Annotated in this window: 22 protein-coding genes and 1 pseudogene; 11 read left to right on the top strand and 12 right to left on the bottom strand. The window is 74.2% G+C overall.

The annotated features are described in order from the left end of the window. Positions 1-287, top strand: a pseudogene (locus V6U77_RS19440) (hypothetical protein); the annotation flags it as partial. A gap of 4 nt (positions 288-291) precedes the next feature. Here the strand turns inward: V6U77_RS19440 and V6U77_RS19435 are convergent. Then, a complete protein-coding gene (locus tag V6U77_RS19435; RefSeq protein WP_334607744.1) occupies positions 292-1,212 on the bottom strand; it encodes an ADP-ribosylglycohydrolase family protein in 921 nt (306 codons plus the stop codon). Positions 1,213-1,286: 74 nt separating this feature from the next. Between V6U77_RS19435 and V6U77_RS19430 the strand changes: the two genes are divergently transcribed. Next, positions 1,287-1,976, top strand: a complete 690-nt coding sequence (locus V6U77_RS19430; protein WP_334607743.1) for a response regulator transcription factor — start codon at positions 1,287-1,289, stop codon at positions 1,974-1,976. 14 nt (positions 1,977-1,990) lie between these two features. Then, entirely contained in the window at positions 1,991-3,394 is a 1,404-nt protein-coding gene (locus V6U77_RS19425; RefSeq protein ID WP_334607748.1) for a HAMP domain-containing sensor histidine kinase, read from the top strand. 245 nt (positions 3,395-3,639) lie between these two features. On the opposite strand, the gene V6U77_RS19420 is transcribed toward V6U77_RS19425, so the two are convergent. After that, a complete protein-coding gene (locus V6U77_RS19420) occupies positions 3,640-4,665 on the bottom strand; it encodes an adenosine deaminase (protein ID WP_334607742.1) in 1,026 nt (341 codons plus the stop codon). Continuing rightward, a complete protein-coding gene (locus V6U77_RS19415; RefSeq protein WP_334607741.1) occupies positions 4,662-5,459 on the bottom strand; it encodes a trans-aconitate 2-methyltransferase in 798 nt (265 codons plus the stop codon). The genes V6U77_RS19420 and V6U77_RS19415 overlap by 4 nt, the downstream gene beginning before the upstream one ends. 85 nt (positions 5,460-5,544) lie before the next feature. Here V6U77_RS19415 and V6U77_RS19410 point away from each other — a divergent pair, with 85 nt between their 5' ends. Both V6U77_RS19410 and V6U77_RS19405 read left to right on the top strand, forming a co-directional pair. Continuing rightward, a complete protein-coding gene (locus V6U77_RS19410) occupies positions 5,545-6,528 on the top strand; it encodes an aldo/keto reductase (RefSeq protein ID WP_334607740.1) in 984 nt (327 codons plus the stop codon). A gap of 40 nt (positions 6,529-6,568) precedes the next feature. Next, positions 6,569-6,763: a hypothetical protein gene (locus V6U77_RS19405; protein WP_334607739.1), complete on the top strand. Its 195-nt coding sequence runs from the start codon at positions 6,569-6,571 to the stop codon at positions 6,761-6,763. Between the two features lie 131 nt (positions 6,764-6,894). On the opposite strand, the gene V6U77_RS19400 is transcribed toward V6U77_RS19405, so the two are convergent. The 7 genes from V6U77_RS19400 to V6U77_RS19370 all read right to left on the bottom strand — a co-directional run bounded on the left by V6U77_RS19400 (position 6,895) and on the right by V6U77_RS19370 (position 11,340). After that, a complete protein-coding gene (locus tag V6U77_RS19400; RefSeq protein ID WP_007075740.1) occupies positions 6,895-7,098 on the bottom strand; it encodes a cold-shock protein in 204 nt (67 codons plus the stop codon). Between the two features lie 287 nt (positions 7,099-7,385). Continuing rightward, positions 7,386-7,658: a DUF4235 domain-containing protein gene (locus V6U77_RS19395; protein WP_334607738.1), complete on the bottom strand. Its 273-nt coding sequence runs from the start codon at positions 7,656-7,658 to the stop codon at positions 7,386-7,388. Continuing rightward, the gene (locus tag V6U77_RS19390; RefSeq protein WP_334607737.1) at positions 7,655-8,005 is read right to left on the bottom strand and encodes a DUF3618 domain-containing protein; all 351 of its coding nucleotides are present in this window, start codon (positions 8,003-8,005) and stop codon (positions 7,655-7,657) included. The genes V6U77_RS19395 and V6U77_RS19390 overlap by 4 nt, the downstream gene beginning before the upstream one ends. Then, positions 8,002-8,436 (bottom strand): phage holin family protein, encoded by a 435-nt coding sequence (locus tag V6U77_RS19385; protein ID WP_334607736.1) that lies wholly within the window; start codon positions 8,434-8,436, stop codon positions 8,002-8,004. Before V6U77_RS19385 ends, V6U77_RS19390 begins: the two co-directional genes overlap by 4 nt. 376 nt (positions 8,437-8,812) lie before the next feature. Beyond that, positions 8,813-10,009, bottom strand: a complete 1,197-nt coding sequence (locus tag V6U77_RS19380; RefSeq protein WP_334607735.1) for a mechanosensitive ion channel family protein — start codon at positions 10,007-10,009, stop codon at positions 8,813-8,815. An 82-nt stretch (positions 10,010-10,091) separates the two neighbouring features. Then, positions 10,092-10,913: a DUF1206 domain-containing protein gene (locus tag V6U77_RS19375; RefSeq protein ID WP_334607734.1), complete on the bottom strand. Its 822-nt coding sequence runs from the start codon at positions 10,911-10,913 to the stop codon at positions 10,092-10,094. A gap of 61 nt (positions 10,914-10,974) precedes the next feature. After that, entirely contained in the window at positions 10,975-11,340 is a 366-nt protein-coding gene (locus V6U77_RS19370) for a hypothetical protein (protein WP_334607733.1), read from the bottom strand. A gap of 89 nt (positions 11,341-11,429) precedes the next feature. On the opposite strand from V6U77_RS19370, the gene V6U77_RS19365 reads away from it, so the two are divergent. After that, positions 11,430-12,656, top strand: a complete 1,227-nt coding sequence (locus V6U77_RS19365; protein ID WP_334607732.1) for a cysteine desulfurase-like protein — start codon at positions 11,430-11,432, stop codon at positions 12,654-12,656. Further along, positions 12,653-12,940, top strand: a complete 288-nt coding sequence (locus V6U77_RS19360; protein ID WP_334607731.1) for a GNAT family N-acetyltransferase — start codon at positions 12,653-12,655, stop codon at positions 12,938-12,940. The genes V6U77_RS19365 and V6U77_RS19360 overlap by 4 nt, the downstream gene beginning before the upstream one ends. Before the next feature lie 87 nt (positions 12,941-13,027). On the opposite strand, the gene V6U77_RS19355 is transcribed toward V6U77_RS19360, so the two are convergent. Continuing rightward, positions 13,028-14,524: a glycoside hydrolase family 3 protein gene (locus tag V6U77_RS19355; protein WP_334607729.1), complete on the bottom strand. Its 1,497-nt coding sequence runs from the start codon at positions 14,522-14,524 to the stop codon at positions 13,028-13,030. A gap of 178 nt (positions 14,525-14,702) precedes the next feature. Here V6U77_RS19355 and V6U77_RS19350 point away from each other — a divergent pair, with 178 nt between their 5' ends. Continuing rightward, positions 14,703-14,825 carry a hypothetical protein gene (locus tag V6U77_RS19350; RefSeq protein ID WP_334607728.1) on the top strand — a complete coding sequence of 41 codons (123 nt, stop codon included), beginning with the start codon at positions 14,703-14,705 and terminating at the stop codon, positions 14,823-14,825. A 94-nt stretch (positions 14,826-14,919) separates the two neighbouring features. Continuing rightward, positions 14,920-15,870 (top strand): TIGR03557 family F420-dependent LLM class oxidoreductase, encoded by a 951-nt coding sequence (locus tag V6U77_RS19345; protein ID WP_334607727.1) that lies wholly within the window; start codon positions 14,920-14,922, stop codon positions 15,868-15,870. Positions 15,871-15,923: 53 nt separating this feature from the next. On the opposite strand, the gene V6U77_RS19340 is transcribed toward V6U77_RS19345, so the two are convergent. After that, positions 15,924-16,733 (bottom strand): hypothetical protein, encoded by an 810-nt coding sequence (locus tag V6U77_RS19340; RefSeq protein ID WP_334607726.1) that lies wholly within the window; start codon positions 16,731-16,733, stop codon positions 15,924-15,926. Positions 16,734-16,854: 121 nt separating this feature from the next. Here V6U77_RS19340 and V6U77_RS19335 point away from each other — a divergent pair, with 121 nt between their 5' ends. Further along, on the top strand, positions 16,855-17,133 hold the full coding sequence (locus V6U77_RS19335; protein WP_334607725.1) for a hypothetical protein: 279 nt from the start codon (positions 16,855-16,857) through the stop codon (positions 17,131-17,133). A 106-nt stretch (positions 17,134-17,239) separates the two neighbouring features. Further along, the gene (locus V6U77_RS19330; RefSeq protein ID WP_334607724.1) at positions 17,240-18,871 is read left to right on the top strand and encodes a RecQ family ATP-dependent DNA helicase; all 1,632 of its coding nucleotides are present in this window, start codon (positions 17,240-17,242) and stop codon (positions 18,869-18,871) included. Positions 18,872-18,879: the final 8 nt, after the last annotated feature.

Raw genomic sequence — 18,879 nt, 5'->3', positions numbered from 1 at the left:
CGGCAGCCGGGGCGGCCGGTGCGCCGGCCGGCGACGTCCCGCCCGCGGGGGCCCGGGCGGCGGGTGTGCCGGCGGGCGACGCCCCCACCGGCGGGAACGCGGACGGGATGCTGGCCGCCGGGCTGCTCGCCGGCCTCGGCGGGGGTGCGGCGATCGGCTGGCTGGTCAGCCGCTGGCGCCGCCGCGAGCCGGCCGAGCCGGTCGACCTGTCGGTGCTGCGGGAGGACCCGCCGCCCCCGACCGATGCCGGGGTGGGGTCGCCGGGTGGGCCGCTCGCCGCCCGCTGAGTGGTCAGCGGGCCCAGTCCGGCAGGGGCTCGCGGGCGGCCAGCCACTCGGTCGGCACCCCGCCCGGGGTCCCGACGCCGGTGTGCGCGGCCACCACCGCCCCGGCGATCGCGGCGGTGGTGTCGACGTCCCCGCCGGCCTCGACGCAGGCGCGGATCGCCGCCGGGTAGTCGTCCAGGTGCACGGCGGCCACCCAGCAGGTGAAGGCGACGGTGTCCTGGGCGGTGACCCGGGAGCCGTTGCCGAGCACGTCGGCGGCCTCGGCGACCGGCCGGTCGAGCAGGCCGGCGGCCCGGCGTACGCCCCGGTGCACCTCGGTGGCCGGGTCCAGCGCGGCGGTCACACCGGCCAGCAGCCGGTCCGGGGCGGGCCGGTGGCCGTCGAGGCGGGCACGGGCGGCCAGCGACGCGGCCACCGCCACCGCCACCGCGCCGGCGACGCCCTCCGGGTGCGCGTGGGTCACCTCGGCCGAGGCCTGGGCCTGTGCCGCCGCCCGCGCGGTGGAGTCCGCGTACCACGCGCCCAGCGGGCCGACCCGCATGGCCGCGCCGTTGCCGCAGGAGCCCTGGCCGTCGAAGGCCGAGGCGGCCGCCACCGGCCACGGCGTGCCGGTGCGGATCAGCCGCAGGATGGTCACGGCTCCCGGCCCGTACCCCCGGTAGGGCTCGCAACGCCGGGCGAAGGCCGCGGCGAGGGCGTCCCGGTCGATCCGGCCCGTCTCGGCGAGGGCGTCGACCACCGAGCAGGCCATCTCGGTGTCGTCGGTCCACTGCCACGGCGGTGGGGGCAGCTTCCCGGCGGCCAGGTCGGCGGGGTGCCGGCCGGGAACGAAGAACTGTGAGCCGAGCGCGTCACCCACCGACAGACCGGCGAGCGAATCCCGGGCCAACGCGAGGCGGGTGTCGGGAAAGAGCGTGAAGGACATCGTTGTACCAGCTTGCCCTGTTGCCGCGGACGCCGCAAACGCGATTGACTTGCCACGACGAGTACGGTCTTGCTGTGGCCACGGTGCTCCTGGTCGAAGACGACCATGTCGTACGCGGCGCGATGCTGCGATCCCTCGCCGACCGGGGGCACGCCGTGCACGCCGTCGGCACGGCGCTGGACGCGCTGCGCCGGGTCGCGGCCGAGACCCCCGACCTCGTGGTGCTCGACCTCGGGCTGCCCGACCTCGACGGCTCGGACGCGCTGCGGATGCTGCGCGGCATCACCGACGTGCCGATCATCATCGCCACCGCCCGCGACGACGAGCAGTCCGTGGTGCGGCTGCTGCGCGCCGGCGCCGACGACTACATGGTCAAGCCGTTCACCGGCGCGCACCTCGACGCGAGGATCACCACCGTGCTGCGCCGGGCCGGGCGGGCCAGCCGGAGCGTGCAACCGGCGGTGCACAGCGTCGGCGGGCTGCGGGTCGACGTCGGCGAGCGCAGCGCCCACCTCGACGGCGAGCCGCTGGCGCTGACCCGCAAGGAATTCGACCTGCTGGCCTATCTCGCCGCGCGGCCGGGCCGGGTAGTGTCCCGCCGGGAACTTCTGGAGGAGGTATGGCGGCAGCCATCGGTCGGCGAGGACCAGACCATCGACGTTCACCTGTACTGGCTGCGCCGCAAAATGGGCGAGTCCGCGGCGAAGCCGCGCTACCTGCGCACCGTGCGGGGGGTCGGCTTCCGGCTGGTGGCGCCGGACTGAGGCCGTCGCTGGCCCTGCTCACGGCCGGCGCGTGCACCCTGGTCGCGCTCGCGTTCCTCGTCCCGCTCGCCCTCGGTCTCGGGGACCGGGCGCGCGAGGAGGCCCTCGCGGACGCCGCCCGGCGCAGCGCGCTCGTGACCGGTGCCCTCGCCGTCAGCACCGACCCCGCCGTGGTGCAGCGCGCCGTCGCGGCCAGCGGTGACGACCCGGCCACGCGGCCGGTCGTGCACGGGCTGGGGGTGGAGGGGTCGTCGGCCCGGGCCGACGCCGGGAGCCTGGAGCGGGCCCGCACCGGGCGACGCTCCGTGGTCGTCGACGTCGACGGCGGGGTGCTCCGGCTGGATCCGGTGGTGCTCGGCGACACCACGGCCGTGGTCGAGGTCTTCGTGCCCGGGTCCGAACTGGCCGGCAACAGCCGGTGGCTGCTGCTGCTCGGGGTGGCCGCCGCCCTGGTGGGCGCGGCGGTGCTGGTGGTGGACCGGGTCGCCGCCCGCGCGGTCGACGCGGCCCGGGGCCTGGTCCGGGCGGCGCTCGCGATCGGCGACGGCGACCAGGGCGTACGCGTCGATCCGAGCGGCCCCCGGGAGCTGGCCGAGGCCGGGTACGCCTTCAACCGGATGGCCGACCGGCTGGACGCGGCCCGCACCGACGAGCGGGAGTTGGTCGCCGACCTGTCGCACCGGCTGCGCACCCCGCTGACGGTGCTGCGGCTGGACGCGGAGGCGCTGGAGTCCGACGACACCAGCGTCGGCTCGTTCAGCGAGGCGGAGCTGGACCGCCGCCGCGGCATCCGGCGGATCCGGCAGGCGATCGTCACCCTCGAGGGCGAGATCGACGTGCTGATCAAGACCACCCGCAAGGCGGTCGCGCACGAGGCCGGACCGGCGATGTGCGACGTCAGCGAGGTGGTCCGGGACCGGATGGTGTTCTGGGCGGCCCTGGCCGGTGACCAGAACCGCCCGCACCGGGTGAGCGGCGCGCAGCTGCGCATCCCCGCGCCGGTGCCCCGGGCCGAGCTGGCCGCCGCCCTGGACGCGGTCATCGGCAACGTCTTCCGCTACACCCCGCAGGGCACCGCGTTCGAGGTGGCGGTCTCCCGCCGCGACGGGTACGTGGCCATCCGCATCGACGACGCCGGCCCGGGGATCGCCAACCCCGACCGGGCGCTGCGCCGGGGCACCAGCGACCAGGGCTCGACCGGGCTGGGACTGGACATCGCCAAGCGGGTGGCGTTGCAGGCGAACGGCTCGGTGAGCATCGACCGGGCCCGGCTGGGCGGGGCGAGCGTGGTCATGCTGCTCGCCGATCCGGAGGCGACGCCCCGGCAGGTCAGCCGGTTCGGTCTGGTCGGCCGGATGGCGCGGGAGCAGAAGACCGGGAGCCGGCGCTGGCCCCGCCAGCGGCCCACCGAGGACTGACGCCCCCGTCCGGTCCCGGGGTCGACGTGCCGGACCGGCGGCGGTTGTGGGGTGGCGCAAGTCTTCCTTAGATCGGGGTTAACCACGGTGCCGCAGCGGGCCGGCGCTGACAGGATCGAATCCGAACCCATCAGTTCCACCGGTCATTGCCTCGGGGCACCCCACCGGCCGGTGGAGCCGGGCGCGCGGCGGGAGACTCGGTCCCCCCACACCTCCTCCCGCCGCGCGCCGTCCCCTCTCCGCATTCAGCCGGTGGCGGCGGCCAGGTGGGCGTCGATCTCGGCGGTGATCCGCCGCTTGCCGGCCGGATCCAGGAACGAGGCGGTCACCGCGTCGCGGGCCAGCGCGGCCAGCCCCTCCGGCCCCGCGTCGAGCAGCCGGGCCGCGACGGCGTACTCGTCGTTGAGGGTGGTGCCGAACATCGGCGGGTCGTCGGAGTTGATGGTGACCAGCAGGCCGGCGTCGACCAGCTGCCGCAGCGGGTGCTCCTCGATGCTGGCGACCGCACGGGTACGCACGTTGGAGGTCGGGCAGACCTCCATGCCGATCCGGTGCTCGGCGAGATGGGCCAGCAGCTCCGGGTCCCGCGCGGCGGAGATGCCGTGCCCGATGCGCTCCGCGCCGAGGTCGCGCAGCGCGTCCCAGACGGTCTGCGGGCCGGTGGTCTCGCCGGCGTGCGGCACGGAGCGCAGCCCGGCCGCCCGGGCCCGGTCGAAGTACGGCTTGAACTGCGGCCGGGGCACGCCGATCTCGGGACCGCCGAGGCCGAAGCTGATCAGCCCGTCCGGCCGTTGCTCCAGCGAGATGCGCAGCGTCTCCTCGGCCGCCGCCAGGCCGGCCTCGCCGGGGATGTCGAAGCACCAGCGCAGCTCGATGCCGAAGTCCGCCTCGGCCCGCTTGCGGGCGTCCTCGATCGCCTCGCAGAAGGCGGGCGCGGGGATCCCCCGGTGCACGTGGGAGTACGGCGTGACGGTCAGCTCGGCGTAGCGGACCTGTTGGCGGGCCAGCTCGCGGGCGACCTCGTGGGTGAGCAGCCAGACGTCGTCGGGGTCGCGGATCAGGTCCACGACGCTCAGGTAGACCTCGATGAAGTGTGCGAAGTCGCGGAAGGCGAAGTAGTCGGCGAGCGCGGCCGGGTCGGCGGGCACGGGGCTGCGGCCCTCGTGGCGGGCGGCCAGCTCGGCGACGATCCGGGGCGAGGCGGAGCCGACGTGGTGCACGTGCAGCTCCACCTTGGGCAGTCCGGCGATGAAGGTTTGCAGGTCGGTCACAGGTTCTCCTCTGCGCGGGCGCCGGTGCGGGCGACGAAGAAGACGCGGCGGAACGGGAAGTGCACCTGAGCGTGCCGCACCGGGTACGCCTCGGCGAGGCGTACGCCCAGCTCGGCTCGGAAGTCGGACCAGCGGTCGGCGGCCAGGGCCGCCCGGACCGGCCGGAGCGCGGTGCCCTCCAGCCAGCTCAGCACCGGGTGGTCGGCGTCGGCGCGGGCCGGCAGCAGGTGCACGTAGGTAGTCTCCCAGGCGTCCACCGCACAGCCGGCACCGGTCAGCAGGTCGGCGTAGCCCAGGGCGCTGTCGTCGGCCGGGGGCCGGCGCAGCAGCCCGGCGACGTCGGCGCGCCACGCCGGCCGCTCGGCGACCTCGCGCAGCGCGCGGTGCGAGGGCGCGTCGAAGTTTCCCGGCACCTGCACGGCCAGCCACGCCCCGGCGGGCAGTTCCCGGGCCCAGCGGGTCAGCAACTCCCGGTGCCCGGGCACCCACTGGAGCACGGCGTTGCTGACCAGCACGTCGACGTCGGGTTCCGGCTGCCAGTGCCGGACGTCGCCGACGGCGAAGGAGATCCCGGGGGCGGTGGCGGTGGCCTGCGCGATCATCCGCGGCGAGGAGTCGAGGCCGGCGATCCGGCTGCCCGGCCACCGGGCGGCGAGGCTCGCGGTGAGGTTGCCAGGGCCGCAGCCGAGGTCGACCACGGCGCGCGGGCGCTCGGCGGGGACGCGGGCGAGCAGGTCGTGGAAGGGTCGGGAGCGCTCGTCGCCGTAGCGCAGGTACGCCGTCGGATCCCACATGGTCGCCTCCCAAACCGTACGTTCGTCTTGTTTCACCGTACGGCCCGTCGCGCGGCCGGGCAAGGCGATCACTAGGCTCGGTCCCATGCAGCAGCGCACCTCCCCCCGGCTGGGGCGGCACGTCGGGGTGATCGGGCTGGGCGCCTGGCAGCTCGGCGCCGACTGGGGCACGGTCAGCGAGGCCGACGCCACCGCCGTGCTGAGCGCCGCCGTCGAGTCGGGGGTCACCTTCCTCGACACGGCGGACGTCTACGGCGACGGGCGCAGCGAGCAGCTCATCGGGCGGTTCCTGCGCAGCCGGCCCGACGCCACGCTGACGGTGGCCACCAAGATGGGCCGCCGGGTCGCGCAGGCGCCCGAGGCGTACACCCTGGCGCACTTCCGCGAATGGACCGACCGGTCCCGGCGCAACCTCGGCACCGACACCCTCGACCTGGTGCAGCTGCACTGCCCGCCCTCCGCCGTCTTCGCCGACGACGCCGTCTTCGACGCGCTGGACACCCTGGTGGCCGAGGAACGGATCGCCGGCTACGGGGTGAGCGTGGAGACCTGCGACCAGGCGCTCACCGCCATCGCCCGTCCCGGCGTGGCCAGCGTCCAGATCATCCTCAACGCGCTGCGGCACAAGCCCCTCGACCGGGTGCTCCCGGCCGCTGCCGCCGCCGGGGTCGGCATCGTCGCCCGGGTCCCGCTGGCCAGCGGGCTGCTCTCCGGCCGCTACGACGAGCACACCACCTTCGCCGCCGACGACCACCGCACCTACAACCGGCACGGCGAGGCGTTCGACGTGGGCGAGACCTTCTCCGGCGTCGACTACGCGCTGGGCCTGGCCGCCGTACGCCGGCTGGCGCCGCTGGCCGGCGACGGCCGCACCACGGCCCAGTTCGCGCTGCGCTGGGTCGTCGACCAGCCCGGCGTCACCGTGGTCATCCCCGGTGCCCGGGACGCCGCCCAGGCCCGGGCCAACGCCGCCGTGGCCGGACAGGCGCCGTTGACGCGACGGGAACTGGCGGTGGTGACGGAGGTCTACGACGAACTGGTCCGCCCGCGGGTGCACGACCGGTGGTGAGTCGGGCCGTCGGGACGGGGATCGACAGAGGGAGATCGCGATGAAGGGCTGGCTGCCACTCACCCTCGGGCTGCTCGCCGTGGTCGGCGGTGCGGTGTGGACGGTGCAGGGCCTCGGCTACGTCGAGGGCAGCGTGATGACCGACAAGCGGATCTGGGCCGTGCTGGGACCCCTGGTCGTCCTGGTCGGACTCGTCGTGCTCTGGCTCGGGCTGCGCGCCCGCAGGCGCCGCTGAGACCGCCGGGCCGCCGAGGCCGCCGGGCGCCGTGAACGCGGAAAGCCCCGCATCCCGGGCGGGATACGGGGCTTCGCGATGATCCGGGCGCCGGATCACCGCAGTGGTCGGCGGCTGCCGACCGGCACTGCTCAGATGGGGCGGACCTGCTCGGCCTGCGGACCCTTCTGACCCTGGGCGATCTCGAACTCCACCCGCTGGTTCTCCTCCAGCGTGCGGTAGCCGCTGGTCTGGATGGCCGAGAAGTGGACGAACACGTCAGCACCCCCGCCGTCGACGGTGATGAAGCCGAAGCCCTTGTCTGCGTTGAACCACTTCACGGTTCCCTGCGCCATGTGTATCTCCTTCTAAAACTGGCGGCCGAGCACGCCGTGCGGCCGATTGGCCGTTTTCGAGCAGCGGTGCCTGAGGCGCCCCCACGAAGGAGACTTCACTCGACCACGCCATCTCTCAACAGCGTGGAACAGCAAACCACGTAGCGAAAACTCTGCACAGCCTACCGGACGAATTTCTTCGACATGTGACCTGACGGATGTCGAAGATCCGCTGGGTGGGCCCTTGTCCCCGCGCGAAAGGCCCCCGCACCGGATGACGGTGCGAGGGCCGATTCGTCGATGTCCGCTCAGTCCGGCCAGCTCCCGGTGAACCGGCGGACGCCCACCGCGCCACCCCGGTCGACGGCGGCCCGGACGACCGCGAAGATGGCGCCCTGCAACGCCGCCGCAGCCAGGACCTCGCCCCAGCCGCGGTCCTCGTCGGTGGCGTCGGGCGCCTCGCCGTCGCCCGCCGTCATCTTCCACACCTGCCGGAAGATCGCGCCCGCGACCGTACCGGCGGCGATGCCCATCAGCACGCCGACCGGCTTGTACGCGGCCTTCCCGATACCCCTGCTCACCGCTGCCTCCCCCGAACGATCATCATCACGATCACGGCGGCCACCGCGCCCGCCGCCAGGGCCACGAACGGCGTCGGGTTACGCCGTACGACCGCGCCCTTCTCCTGCGCCTGACCGCGCGCGAGCTGCGCCGTCTGCGCCGCCTGCCCGCGCACCCGGGCCACGGTCTGCGTCGCCTGGTCGCGTACCCGCTCCTTCGCCTGGTCGGCGGAGGACCTCAACCGCGCCTTGACGTCGGCCTTGGCCGCCAGCGCCTCCATCGTCTCGCCCAGCTCGACCCGGGTCCGCCGGATCTCCTCCCGCAGCGCCTCGGTGTCGCCGCTGCCCCGGCCGTTGCCCGTCGTCATGCCCGTCCCCTGTCCTTCACGGCGGCGGTGACCGTGTCCACGTCCGCCCGGACGCTGCGGACGGTGGCCTCCGGCACCGGCGGGACCGCCTGGCTGACCTGCTTCTTGCCCACGAGGGCCAGGATGCCGGCAATCGCGAAGAGCACCACCGCGACGATCAGGGCCGCCGCCCAGGCCGGCAGCACCAGGTCGAGCAGCAGGATCGCGGTGGCGACCAGGGCACCCAGGCCGTAGAGCGCAAGCGCCCCGCCACCGCCGAAGAGACCGATGCCGATACCGGCGTGCTTGCCCTTCTGGGTCAGCTCCGCCCGGGCCAGGGCCAGTTCGTCGCGGACCAGGCGGGAGACCTGCTCCGTGGCCCGCTGCACCAGCTCGGCGGTGGACGGCTCGCTCCCGGTACGGGATGTGCGGGCGTTCGCCACGTCAGCCATGCTGTCCTCCTTTCATCATCACCGCGCTGTATGCCCGGAGTCGCCGCCCGTCAATCCTTCGCGCGCCGGTCGGTGCGCCCGCACCGCCGGGCCCGAGCCGCCGCACGGCGCGGAAGAAGGTGCAGAAGCGTCGCGCAGCAGGTCCCCGCGAAACGCCCGGTCAAACTTCCCGAGCCAACCCACTCCGCCCGGTCGCCTCACGGGACCCAACCCCACCCACACCTCCAACCACCCCCACCCCCCACAGGTCACGCCCCAACCCCTTGACCGCGTCGATCATGCAGTTGTGGTGCCCCGCAAAAAGGGCATCGTCGGCATACCACCCACCACAACTGCATGCTCAACCCAGTGGGGGGTGCCGGGGGGGATGGTGGGGTTAGCGGCGGGCTTCGGCGGGCTCGTCGGGGCCGACGAAGGCCTCGCTGCGGGCGTCGCCGTCGTCGCTGCCGCCGAAGACCCGGGCGTCGTCGGGCATCTCGGCGTCGGTGAGGCGACGCACCGGCCGGCGGGGTCGTACCCACTGCCACGCCAGGTTGCTCTCCGCGTCCCCGATCTCGGTGCGCATCCGGGGCATGGCCGTCGGCCGGTGGTCCCGGATCCAGGCCACCAGGTGCTCGCGTACCAGGCAGCGCAGGTCCCACAGGCTGCCGGCGTCGGCGGCGCTCACGAGGGCGCGCACCTTCACCGTTCCGCCGGTCGCGTCGGTCACCTGGAGTACGCAGACCCGGCCGTCCCACAGGTCGGTGCCCTCCACCAGCCGGCGCAGCTCCTCCCGCATGGCCTGCACCGGGATCGCCCAGTCGACGTCGAACTCGGCGGTACCCAGCACCGCCGCCTCGGTCCGGGTCCAGTTCTGGAAGGGCTTGCTGGTGAAGTACGAGGTGGGCAGGATCAACCGCCGGTCGTCCCAGATCTGCACGACCACGTAGCTGAGCGTCAACTCCTCGACCCGGCCCCACTCCCCCTCGACCACCACGACGTCGTCGAGGCGCACGGCGTCGCTGAAGGCGAGCTGGAGACCGGCGAAGACGTTGCCCAGCAGGCTCTGCGCGGCCAGCGCGGCGACCACACCGACCACACCGGCGCTGGTCAGCACGCCGGCGCCGATGCCGCGTACGGCCGGGAACGTCATCAGCATCACGCCGACGGCCAGCACGACGATCATCGCGATGGTCAACCGGCGCAGCATGACCACCTGGGTACGCACCCGCCGCGCGTGCCGGTTGTCGGGCACGTCCACCCGGAACCGGGCCAGGGCGGTGTCCTCCGCGACGACGAGCAGCGAGGCGACCAGCCAGGCGACGCCGGCGATCACGCCGAGCACCAGCAGGTGCAGCAGCACCTGCCGCCACTGGTCGCCGACGGCGTAGCCGGTGCTGAAGCGCACGGCGAACTGGACGGCGACGACGGTGGCGGCGACCTGGATCGACCGGTGCGCGTGGTCGGTGAGCTCGGTCAGCAGCAGCGAACGCCGACCGACCCGCCGGATGACGCGGTGCGCGACCTCGACCGCGAACAGGGCGATCGCCGCCGCGGCGAGCGCGGCGACGATCGTCCCGAGGTAGCTCTGCACGGGTTCTTTCCTCCTCCTGGCGCCGGACACGTACTTCGGGCAAAGGCCCAATAGTGCCCGGCGACGCCGGAATCGACCAGGCTCAGACCTTGCGATACCGGGACTGCAGGAAGCAGAAGACGCCAAAGGCGGCGATACCGAGCGCCACCAGGGTGAGCAGGATCTGGCCGTACGACTGGTCGCGCAGGGTGCGCAGGGCCGCGTCCAGACCGCGGGCCTTCTCGGGGTCGTAGTTGACGGCGGCCAGGATGATCAGCAGGCCGGAGATGCCGTACGCGACGCCCTTGGCGATGTAGCCGGCCATGCCCAGCCGACGGGTGAGCTGACGCGTCTTGGCGTTCATCTCGCCGGTCTTGAGGTGCTTCTCGAACCGCTTGATCAGCCCGTAGATCACCAGGCCGACACCGATCGCGGCGAGGCCGAGCCCGGCCAGGCCGACCAGCCAGCGGCCACCGGAGGACTCCATGAGCTTGCCGGTCAGCGCCTCCTGCTGGTCCGCGCTGTTGGAGCCGGCGTCCTTGAAGACCTTGAAGGCCGTCCAGGCGAAGTAGAGGTAGACGACGGTGCGTCCCGCCGACGCGATCCGCTCCCAGACGCGCTCCTTGCCGCGCTCGGCGCGGTGCCCGACGGCCGCCTCCAGCGCCTGCCAGATCGCCATGGCGAGCAGGCCGACCGCGATGGCGATGACGAGGAACTTGCCCAGCGGCTGGGCGGCGATGGTGCGCAGCGCGCCGGACTGGTCGCCGTCGTCGCCGGCCTTGCCGAACGCGATCTGCAACGCCAGCCAGGCGAACAGGAGGTGCACGATGCCGTAGCCGATGAAACCGACTCTGGCCAACAGTTCGAGCCACCTGCTGTTCGCCGTACGGGAGGCGGTGGCTTCGGCGTTCCGGGTGAGTGACATGGCGCCACAATCACCGAATACGAAGATTTCCAAACGTCGGCCACCGCCGCCCGGGGCCAGGTCAGTTGCCCGGGTTCCTCGATACCCTGATCTTGACCTCCTGGTCGGTGACGCTGTCCAACGTCACCGCGAAGCCGCCGACCTCGGTGGCCTGCTGGCCCATCGTCAGCGACAGCTGCTCGCCGGCCACCTCGACGGTCACCTGGTCGCCCTGCGCGCCGATCAGCTTGGCCTCCACGCCGAGGATGGTGGCGCTGGCGTCCACGCCGCGGTCGAAGGTGACCGTGCAGGCGTCGAGGCCGCAGTCCGTGCGGGCGCCCTCGGAGCTGCAACCGGCGAGCACGGCGACGCCGAGCGCCAGGCCGGCCAACAGGCCGGCGACCCGGCGGGTGGGGGTCAGCGGGGAAGCAACACGTCGGTTCGTCACCCCGTCAAGGGTACGAGACACCGGCCACTGCGGCAGCGCGTGATCATCCGCGCAGGTGGGCGCCCGTGGCGGGGGTTAGGGTCCCGGGCATGCCGTTCGACATCGCCCGCACCCGGGCCGCCTACCCCGCCCTCGCCGAGGGCTTCGTCCACCTCGACGGTGCCGGGGGCACCCAGACCGCCGGACCGGTCGTCGACGCGGTCGCCGCCGCCATGCGCGCGGCGGTGGGCAACCGCAGCGCCGCGTTCGTGCCCGGCCAACGGTCGTTGGAGATGGTGGCCGCCGCCCGCTCGGCCGTGGCCGACCTGCTCGGCGGCGAGCCCGCCGGGGTCGTGCTGGGCCCCAGCGCCACGGCGCTGACGTACACGCTGGCCCGGACCCTGGGTGCGCAGTGGCGCCCCGGGGACGAGGTCGTGGTGTCGCGGCTCGACCACGACGCGAACGTGCGCCCCTGGGTGCAGGCTGCCGAGGCGGCCGGCGCCACGGTGCGCTGGGCCGAGTTCGACCGGGACACCGCGGAGCTGCCGGCGGCCCGCTACGCCGAGCTGGTTGGCGAGCGGACCCGGCTGGTCGCGGTGACCGCGGGCAGCAACGCGACCGGCACCGTCCCGGACGTGGCGGCGATCGCCGCGACCGCGCACGCCGCCGGCGCGCTGGTCTGCGTCGACGGGGTGCACTCGGTGCCGCACGGCCCCACCGACGTCGCCGCGCTGGGCGCCGACTTTCTGGTCACCAGCGCCTACAAGTGGTCCGGGCCGCACCTGGCCGCGATGGTGGCCGCCCCGGCGACGTGGGAGCGGCTGCGCCCGGCGAAACTGCTGCCCTCCTCCGACGCGGTGCCCGACCGCTTCGAGTACGGCACCCCGAGCTTCCCCCTGCTGGCCGGCGTGGCCGCCGCCGTCGACCACCTGGCCGGGCTGGACCCGACGGCCACCGGGAGCCGCCGCGAGCGGCTGACCGCCGGGCTGGGCGCCGCGCAGGCGTACGAGGAGTCGCTGCTGCGGCGGCTGCTCGCCGGGCTGGCCGCGCTGCCCGGCGTCACGGTGCTCGGCTCCCCCGCCCGGCGCTGCCCGACGGTCTCCTTCCGGCTGGCCGGGCTCTCGCCGCAGCGGACCCAGGAGGAGCTGGGCGCGGCCGGCTTCTGCCTCTCCGCCGGCGACTACTACGCGTACGAGTACTTCCAGGCGATGGGGCTGCGCGACAGCGGCGGGGCGGTGCGCGCCAGCCTGTACCACTACAACACCGCCGACGAGGTGGACCGGTTGCTCGGCGAACTGGACCGGCTCGCCGCCGGCGGGGGGAGAATGACCGGGTGAGCACCCTGGTCGAGGAGAACCCCGCCAAGAAGCGGTTCGAGATCCTGGTCGACGACGCGCTGGCCGGGTTCACCGCGTACCTGCCGCGCGGCGAGGTGCTGGTCTTCACCCACACCGAGATCGACCCGAGGTTCCAGAACATGGGCGTGGGCGCGGCGCTGGTGCGGGGCACCCTCGACCAGCTCCGCGAGCGCGGCACGACGGTGGTGCCGCGCTGCCCGTTCATGGCGGCCTTCATCGACCGTCACCTCGAGTACGCCGACCTGGTCACCCCCGAGCCATGACCCGGAGGCGCCGGGGCGCTGCGGCACCCGTCGACGCGTGAGGACGCCGGGGCGCCGCCGGAGCGGGCCGAGGAGGCGCGGGAGCGCTCAGCGGCCCGCCAGCAGCCCGGCGGCGGCGTGGGCGGCGGCCCGGGTGGCGCCGTGGGTGGCGACGTGCACCGCGCCGGTGACCAGCTCGGGCACGCCCAGCTCGACCACGACCGCGTCCGGGCGGGCGGCCAGCGCGCGGGTCACGGACGCCCGCATCCATTCGTGCCGGTGCAGGTCGCGCACCACCAGCACCACGCACCGGCCGGCGGCCCCGGCGGTCGGGTCGGCGGGCACGTCGGCCTCGGCGTAGCGGACGGTGGTGGTGCCGGCGAGCAGGTCGGCCAGCGGGGCGGCGATCCCCCACGGGGTCTCCGGGCCGATCGCGATGTTGCGGGGCGGCTCGAACTCGACCACGTGCGCGGGGCCGGCCAGCGGCAGCGCGCCGGCGCCGGTGGGCCCGGTGGTGACCCGCAGTGCCCGGCGGGCGGCGGCCAGCCCGACGGTCGAGCCGGCGGCGGTCGGGCGCCGCCGGGGCGGCCGGTCGGCCCTGGCCGCCACCGTCCAGGCGGCGAGCTGCCCCACCCGCTTGGCCGCCTCGGTGAGGCGTTCCTCCGGCAGCTCGCCGGAGACGACCGCGGCGACGATGGCGTCGCGCAGCAGCCGGGCCGACTCCTCGTCGGCGCGCTCCCCACCCACGCAGATCGCGTCGGCTCCGGCGGCCAGGGCGCGCACCGCCGTGCCCGCGAAGCCGTAGCGGTCGGCGACCGCCCGCATCTCCACCGCGTCGGTGACCACGACGCCGGAGAAGCCCAGCTCGTCGCGGAGCAGCCCGCCCAGGATCCGGCCGCTGAGGGTGGCCGGCAGCTCGGGGTCCAGCGCCGGCACCAGCAGGTGACCGGTCATCACGGCCTGCACCCCGGCGGCCACGGCGGCCCGGAAGGGGGCCAGCTCCACGGCGTCGAGGCGGGCCCGGTCGGCGGTGATCCGCGGCAGGTCGTGGTGCGAGTCGACCTGGGTGTCGCCGTGCCCGGGGAAGTGCTTGGCGCAGGCGGCGACGCCGCCGGCCTGCAGGCCGCGCACCCAGGCGGCGGTGTGCCGGGCGACCAGCGCCGGTTCGGCGCCGAAGGCGCGTACGCCGATCACCGGGTTGCCCGGGTTGGAGTTGACGTCCGCGTCGGGGGCGTAGTTGAGGGTGACGCCCAGCGTGGCGAGGTCGCCGCCCAGGTCGCGGGCGACGTCCTCGGTCAGCGCCGGGTCGTCCACCGCGCCGAGGGCGAAGTTGCCGGGCCGGGAGCTGCCCCGGGCGGACTCGATGCGGGTCACGTCGCCGGCCTCCTCGTCGATGGCGACGACGACGTCGGGGCGTTCGGCGCGCAGGGTGGCGGTGAGGGCGGCCACCTGCTCCGGGTGGACCACGTTGCGGGCGAAGAGCACCACCGAGCCGAGGCCCTCGCCGAGCCAGCGGCAGACCCAGGGCGGTGGGGTGGTGCCGACGAATCCCGGCTGCAGGACGGCGGCGGCCAGGGCCGCCAGGCTTCCGTCGCGCCCGCTCACGCCGGTCCGCCCGCGTGGTGGCTGATGTGTCGCTCGCTCATGCGGTCGTCGTACCCCCGTCTTCTCCGCGCCCGGCGGCCCGCCACCGGCGGCGGTGCTGACATGGTCACACCGCGCGAGGAAATAGTCAATAAACCTTACAGTTGCCGTGCGGCGCGGAGCTGGGGACAGTTCGGGGATGGATCCCCTGCTGCTGGCCGACGCCACGACCCCGGCCGACATCCCCGGCGTACGCCTGCTCGGCCTGGTCGTCGGCGGCCTGTTGCTGCTCGCCGCGATCCGGGCGATGTTCCGGCGCTGAGCACGCGTCCCGGCGCCGACGCCCGCGGTTCGACCGCGGCCACCGGGGTACCGCCTGCCTCGTTGGAGGAGGTACGACACCGCGAGGGGGAACGATGAGGATCGGCTATTTTCTGTCCACCGAGGAGTACACGCCCGCCGAGTTGCTGGAGCAGGCGCGCGGCGCCGAGCGGGCCGGCTTCGAGGCGCTCTGGATCTCCGACCACTACCACCCGTGGACCGACGCGCAGGGGCAGAGTCCCTTCGTCTGGTCGGTGATCGGCGCGCTCAGCCAGGTCTGCCGGCTCCCGGTCACCACCGCCGTGACCTGCCCGACCGTGCGCATCCACCCGGCCGTCGTGGCGCAGGCGGCGGCCACCAGCGCGGTCATGCACTCCGGGCGGTTCGTGCTCGGGGTGGGCAGTGGCGAGGCGCTCAACGAGCACATCCTCGGCGACGCCTGGCCGCAGACCGACGTGCGGCTGGAGATGCTCGAGGAGGCCGTCGAGGTGATGCGCGAGCTGTGGCGGGGCGGCTTCGTCAACCACCACGGCAAGCACTACACCGTCGAGCACGCCCGGATCTACACGCTGCCCGACACTCCCCCGCCGGTCTACATCTCGGGCTTCGGGCCCAAGGCCGTCGACCTGGCCGCGCGCATCGGCGACGGCTTCGTCAACACCTCGCCCGACGCCGAACTCGTCCGGCGGTTCCGGGAGAACGGCGGCGGCGACAAGCCGTGCCAGGCCGGCTTCAAGGCGGCGTACGCGCAGACCGAGGAGGAGGGCGTGCGGATCGCGTACGAGCGCTGGCCGAACGCGGGGGTGCCGGGCGAGCTGTCCCAGGTGCTGCCCTCGCCACGGCACTTCGAGCAGGCCGCCGAGCTGGTCCGCCCGGAGATGATGAAGGACGCGTTCGTCTGCGGGCGGGATGTCGAGCCGCACCTGGCGAAGATCGAGGAGTACGCCAAGGCCGGCTTCGACGAGGTCTACGTGGCCAACACCGGCCCGAACTGGCAGGGCCTGCTCGACCTCTACCAGCGCGAGGTGTTCCCCCGCGTGCGCTGACCGTGCCGTCCCCGGGCGCCCCGGCCGGTGGGGCTGCCCGGGCTCAGCGCGGGCTAGCCGACCCTGCCGGCACGTGGGCTGGTTCCAGCGCGGCAGCCCTCCGGCACCGGCGTGGCGGTCAGCGTCCGTGGCTTCGCGAGAACGATCGGCCCCACCACCAGGAGCACGAGCCACAGTGGCACCAGGCGGGGGGCGATCGACAGCCAGACGGGCCACACCGGCTCGGCGAGCATGTCCGCGGCCAGGTCCCTACCGGTCAGGGCGACGCCCGGGAGCAGGGCGACCGTCACCAGCGTGCCGATGAGCCGGGGCACGGGCGCAGGTCGTCGCGCCACCAGCCAGAACAGCGCGGCACCGGTGGCGGCGCCGAGAAGGACGCCAGCGAGGGTGACGGCGAGGAACCCGTCCGGAGCAGCCGGCGCGACGCTCAGCACCGACCCGTTCGCCTGGTGCTTGAGCGTGATCGTCAGCCCCTCCCGCTCGGCCCGCCAGCCGTCGCACGGGACGCCCGGCACGCGACCCAGGCCCTGCCACCCCGACGATGCGGCATTGCGCCGGAGTTGGTCCGAGAGCGCGCAGTCGGCGCGGTCGCCGTAGTGGAACTCCGCCTGAGCCGAACCGAAGTCGTCAGCGGCGAGGAAGACGCCGTACCGGTAGCCGGAGACGAACGACGAGCCGGTTCGCCCGGTCTCCGGGAGCAGCTCCGTCGCCACGCCCTGCGCGCGGTCGGGGCCGAGCGGCACGGTGCCGCGGCCGCCGTACCACGAGCCGACGGCCAGGCCGACCGTCCCGAGCAGCACCGCACCGAGCAGCAGCATCGCGACGTGCCGCAGTCGAGGTCCCGTCTGCCCATTCCCTGTCACAGTGCGGCAGCGTAGCTGTCGCGCCGGCAAGCGGCAGCCCTGTGACGTACGGCCCCTCGGGATCTTCCAGAGGGGTCACGATGATGCCCAGCCCCGCCCTGAGGACCGAGAAGGAGAAGCCGTGACCAGTGAGCCGAAGCCGGGCATCGCGCCCGAGGACCAGTCGCCCCGCTACGCCGGTGATCCCATCCTGTTGACGGTCGACGGGCACGACTTCCGGGTTCGGGTACGCACCGGGGAGCCCCGCACGTACGACTTCGACTGGCTCAGCGGGCCGCACGACTACGGCTTCGGCCTCTCCGGGGCCGCCGGCGCCCCGATGAGCCGGGCCGCGATGGAGGAGGCCATCCGCGGCTTCCTCGCCGGGATCGACCCCGCCACCGGCTACCTGGCGCAGTGACGGCAGCTGGCGGCAACCCTGCCGTCGGCCACCAGGCGCGCCGGGTCGCCGGCGTCACCCGGCCGGCGGTTTCGCCGCTGATCACGGCGGGTACCTCCGGCCCTCGATGAAACTGTCCACGCACTCCACGACACTGCGCCGCGCGGCCAAGAGCCTCTTCGGCTGGACGGCGCTGCGGCCCCACCAGTTGGCCGCCATGCGGGCGGTCATGAAGCGCCGCGACGCCCTGGTGGTGCTGCCCACCGGCGCCGGCAAGTCGGCGATCTACCAGATCCCGGCCAGCCTGATCCCCGGCCCGACCGTGGTGATCTCGCCGCTGCTCGCCCTGCAGCAGGACCAGATCGCGGCGCTCAACGAGCGGCAACGACCGGAGCTGCGCGCGGTGCGGATCAGCTCGGACGAGTCGGCCGCCCAGCAGGCGGAGGCGATCGCCGAGATCCGCGACGGGCGCGCGGAGTTCCTCTTCATCACCCCGGAGCAGCTCGCCAACCCCGACCGGATGGCCGAGGTGAAGTCGCTGAAGCCGGCGCTGGTGGCGATCGACGAGGCACACTGCATCTCCGCCTGGGGGCACGACTTCCGCCCCGACTACCTGGCGCTGGGCCACCTCATCGACGGCATCGGCCGGCCGCCGGTGGTGGCGCTGACCGCCACCGCCTCCCCGCCCGTACGCGACGACATCATCGCCCGGCTGCGGCTGACCGAGCCCGAGGTGGTGGTCTCCGGGCTGGATCGGCCGAACCTGTTCCTCGAGGTGGCGCACTGCCCGACGGAGGACTACCGGTGGCGGCGGCTGATCGCCCTGCTGCGCGACGACACCCGCCCCGGCATCATCTACGTGCCCACCCGGCGCTCCGCCGAGGAACTCGCGGCCCGGCTCACCGACGCCGGCTACCCGGCCCAGTACTACCACGGCGGGATGGCCGCCGGGGCCCGCGCCGAGCTGCACGAGGCGTTCCTCGCCGACCAGGTGCCGATCATGGTGGCCACCTCGGCCTTCGGCATGGGCATCGACAAGCCGAACATCGCCTGGGTGGTCCACATGGCGCTGCCGGACTCGCCGGACAGCTACTTCCAGGAGATCGGGCGGGCCGGCCGCGACGGCGCCCCGGCCCGGGTGCTGCTGCTGTGGCAGGCCGAGGACGTCGGGCTGCAACGCTTCTTCAGCGGCGGCCTGCCGGACGCCGACGAGCTGCGCGACCTCTCCGCGCTGCTGCGCAAGAAGGCGCGCAACAAGAAGGAGCTGCGCGAGGTCACGGGGCTGGGCCCGCGCAAGCTCGGCCAGTACCTCGCCCTGCTGGAGCAGGTGGGCGCGGCCGAGCCGAGGGCGAAGCAGCGCATCGGCGCCCCCCGCTACTCCCCCGCGCCCGTCGACGCCGCCGCGGCGGCCCTGGCGGAGGCCGAGCGGCAGCAGACCGTGACGCGGTCGCGCACCGACATGATGCGGGCCTTCGCCGAGACCACGGCCTGCCGGGGGCAGACGCTGCTGGCGTACTTCGGCGAGCAGATGACCCAGATCTGCGGGCACTGCGACAACTGCCACGCGGGCACCAGCACTCCCGACGACGGCGCCGTCGGCCCCTTCCCCGTGCACAGCCAGGTCCGGCACCCGGAGTGGGGGCACGGCCTGGTGCTGAGCTACGAGGAGGACCGGATGACGGTTCTGTTCGACGAGGTGGGGTACAAGACGCTGTCCGTCAGCGTGGTGTCCGAACAGGGCCTGCTGACCCTCGACTAGCCTGAGCC

The sequence above is a fragment of the Micromonospora sp. CPCC 205546 genome (assembly GCF_036902715.1).
Lineage (GTDB): Bacteria > Actinomycetota > Actinomycetes > Mycobacteriales > Micromonosporaceae > Micromonospora.
The sequence above is the reverse complement of the archived record's forward strand: the minus strand, read 5'-3'. Positions and strand labels throughout refer to the sequence as shown.

Excerpts from the sequence above, each read along its gene's own strand:
- V6U77_RS19345 (WP_334607727.1), top strand. The coding sequence starts at position 14,920 with ATGAGGATCGGCTATTTTCTGTCCACCGAGGAGTACACGCCCGCCGAG.
- V6U77_RS19410 (WP_334607740.1), top strand. The coding sequence starts at position 5,545 with ATGCAGCAGCGCACCTCCCCCCGGCTGGGGCGGCACGTCGGGGTGATC.
- V6U77_RS19435 (WP_334607744.1), bottom strand. The coding sequence starts at position 1,212 with ATGTCCTTCACGCTCTTTCCCGACACCCGCCTCGCGTTGGCCCGGGAT.
- V6U77_RS19415 (WP_334607741.1), bottom strand. The coding sequence starts at position 5,459 with ATGTGGGATCCGACGGCGTACCTGCGCTACGGCGACGAGCGCTCCCGA.
- V6U77_RS19385 (WP_334607736.1), bottom strand. The coding sequence starts at position 8,436 with ATGGCTGACGTGGCGAACGCCCGCACATCCCGTACCGGGAGCGAGCCG.
- V6U77_RS19375 (WP_334607734.1), bottom strand. The coding sequence starts at position 10,913 with ATGTCACTCACCCGGAACGCCGAAGCCACCGCCTCCCGTACGGCGAAC.
- V6U77_RS19350 (WP_334607728.1), top strand. The coding sequence starts at position 14,703 with ATGGATCCCCTGCTGCTGGCCGACGCCACGACCCCGGCCGACATCCCC.
- V6U77_RS19365 (WP_334607732.1), top strand. The coding sequence starts at position 11,430 with ATGCCGTTCGACATCGCCCGCACCCGGGCCGCCTACCCCGCCCTCGCC.
- V6U77_RS19400 (WP_007075740.1), bottom strand. The coding sequence starts at position 7,098 with ATGGCGCAGGGAACCGTGAAGTGGTTCAACGCAGACAAGGGCTTCGGC.
- V6U77_RS19405 (WP_334607739.1), top strand. The coding sequence starts at position 6,569 with ATGAAGGGCTGGCTGCCACTCACCCTCGGGCTGCTCGCCGTGGTCGGC.
- V6U77_RS19390 (WP_334607737.1), bottom strand. The coding sequence starts at position 8,005 with ATGACGACGGGCAACGGCCGGGGCAGCGGCGACACCGAGGCGCTGCGG.
- V6U77_RS19330 (WP_334607724.1), top strand. The coding sequence starts at position 17,240 with ATGAAACTGTCCACGCACTCCACGACACTGCGCCGCGCGGCCAAGAGC.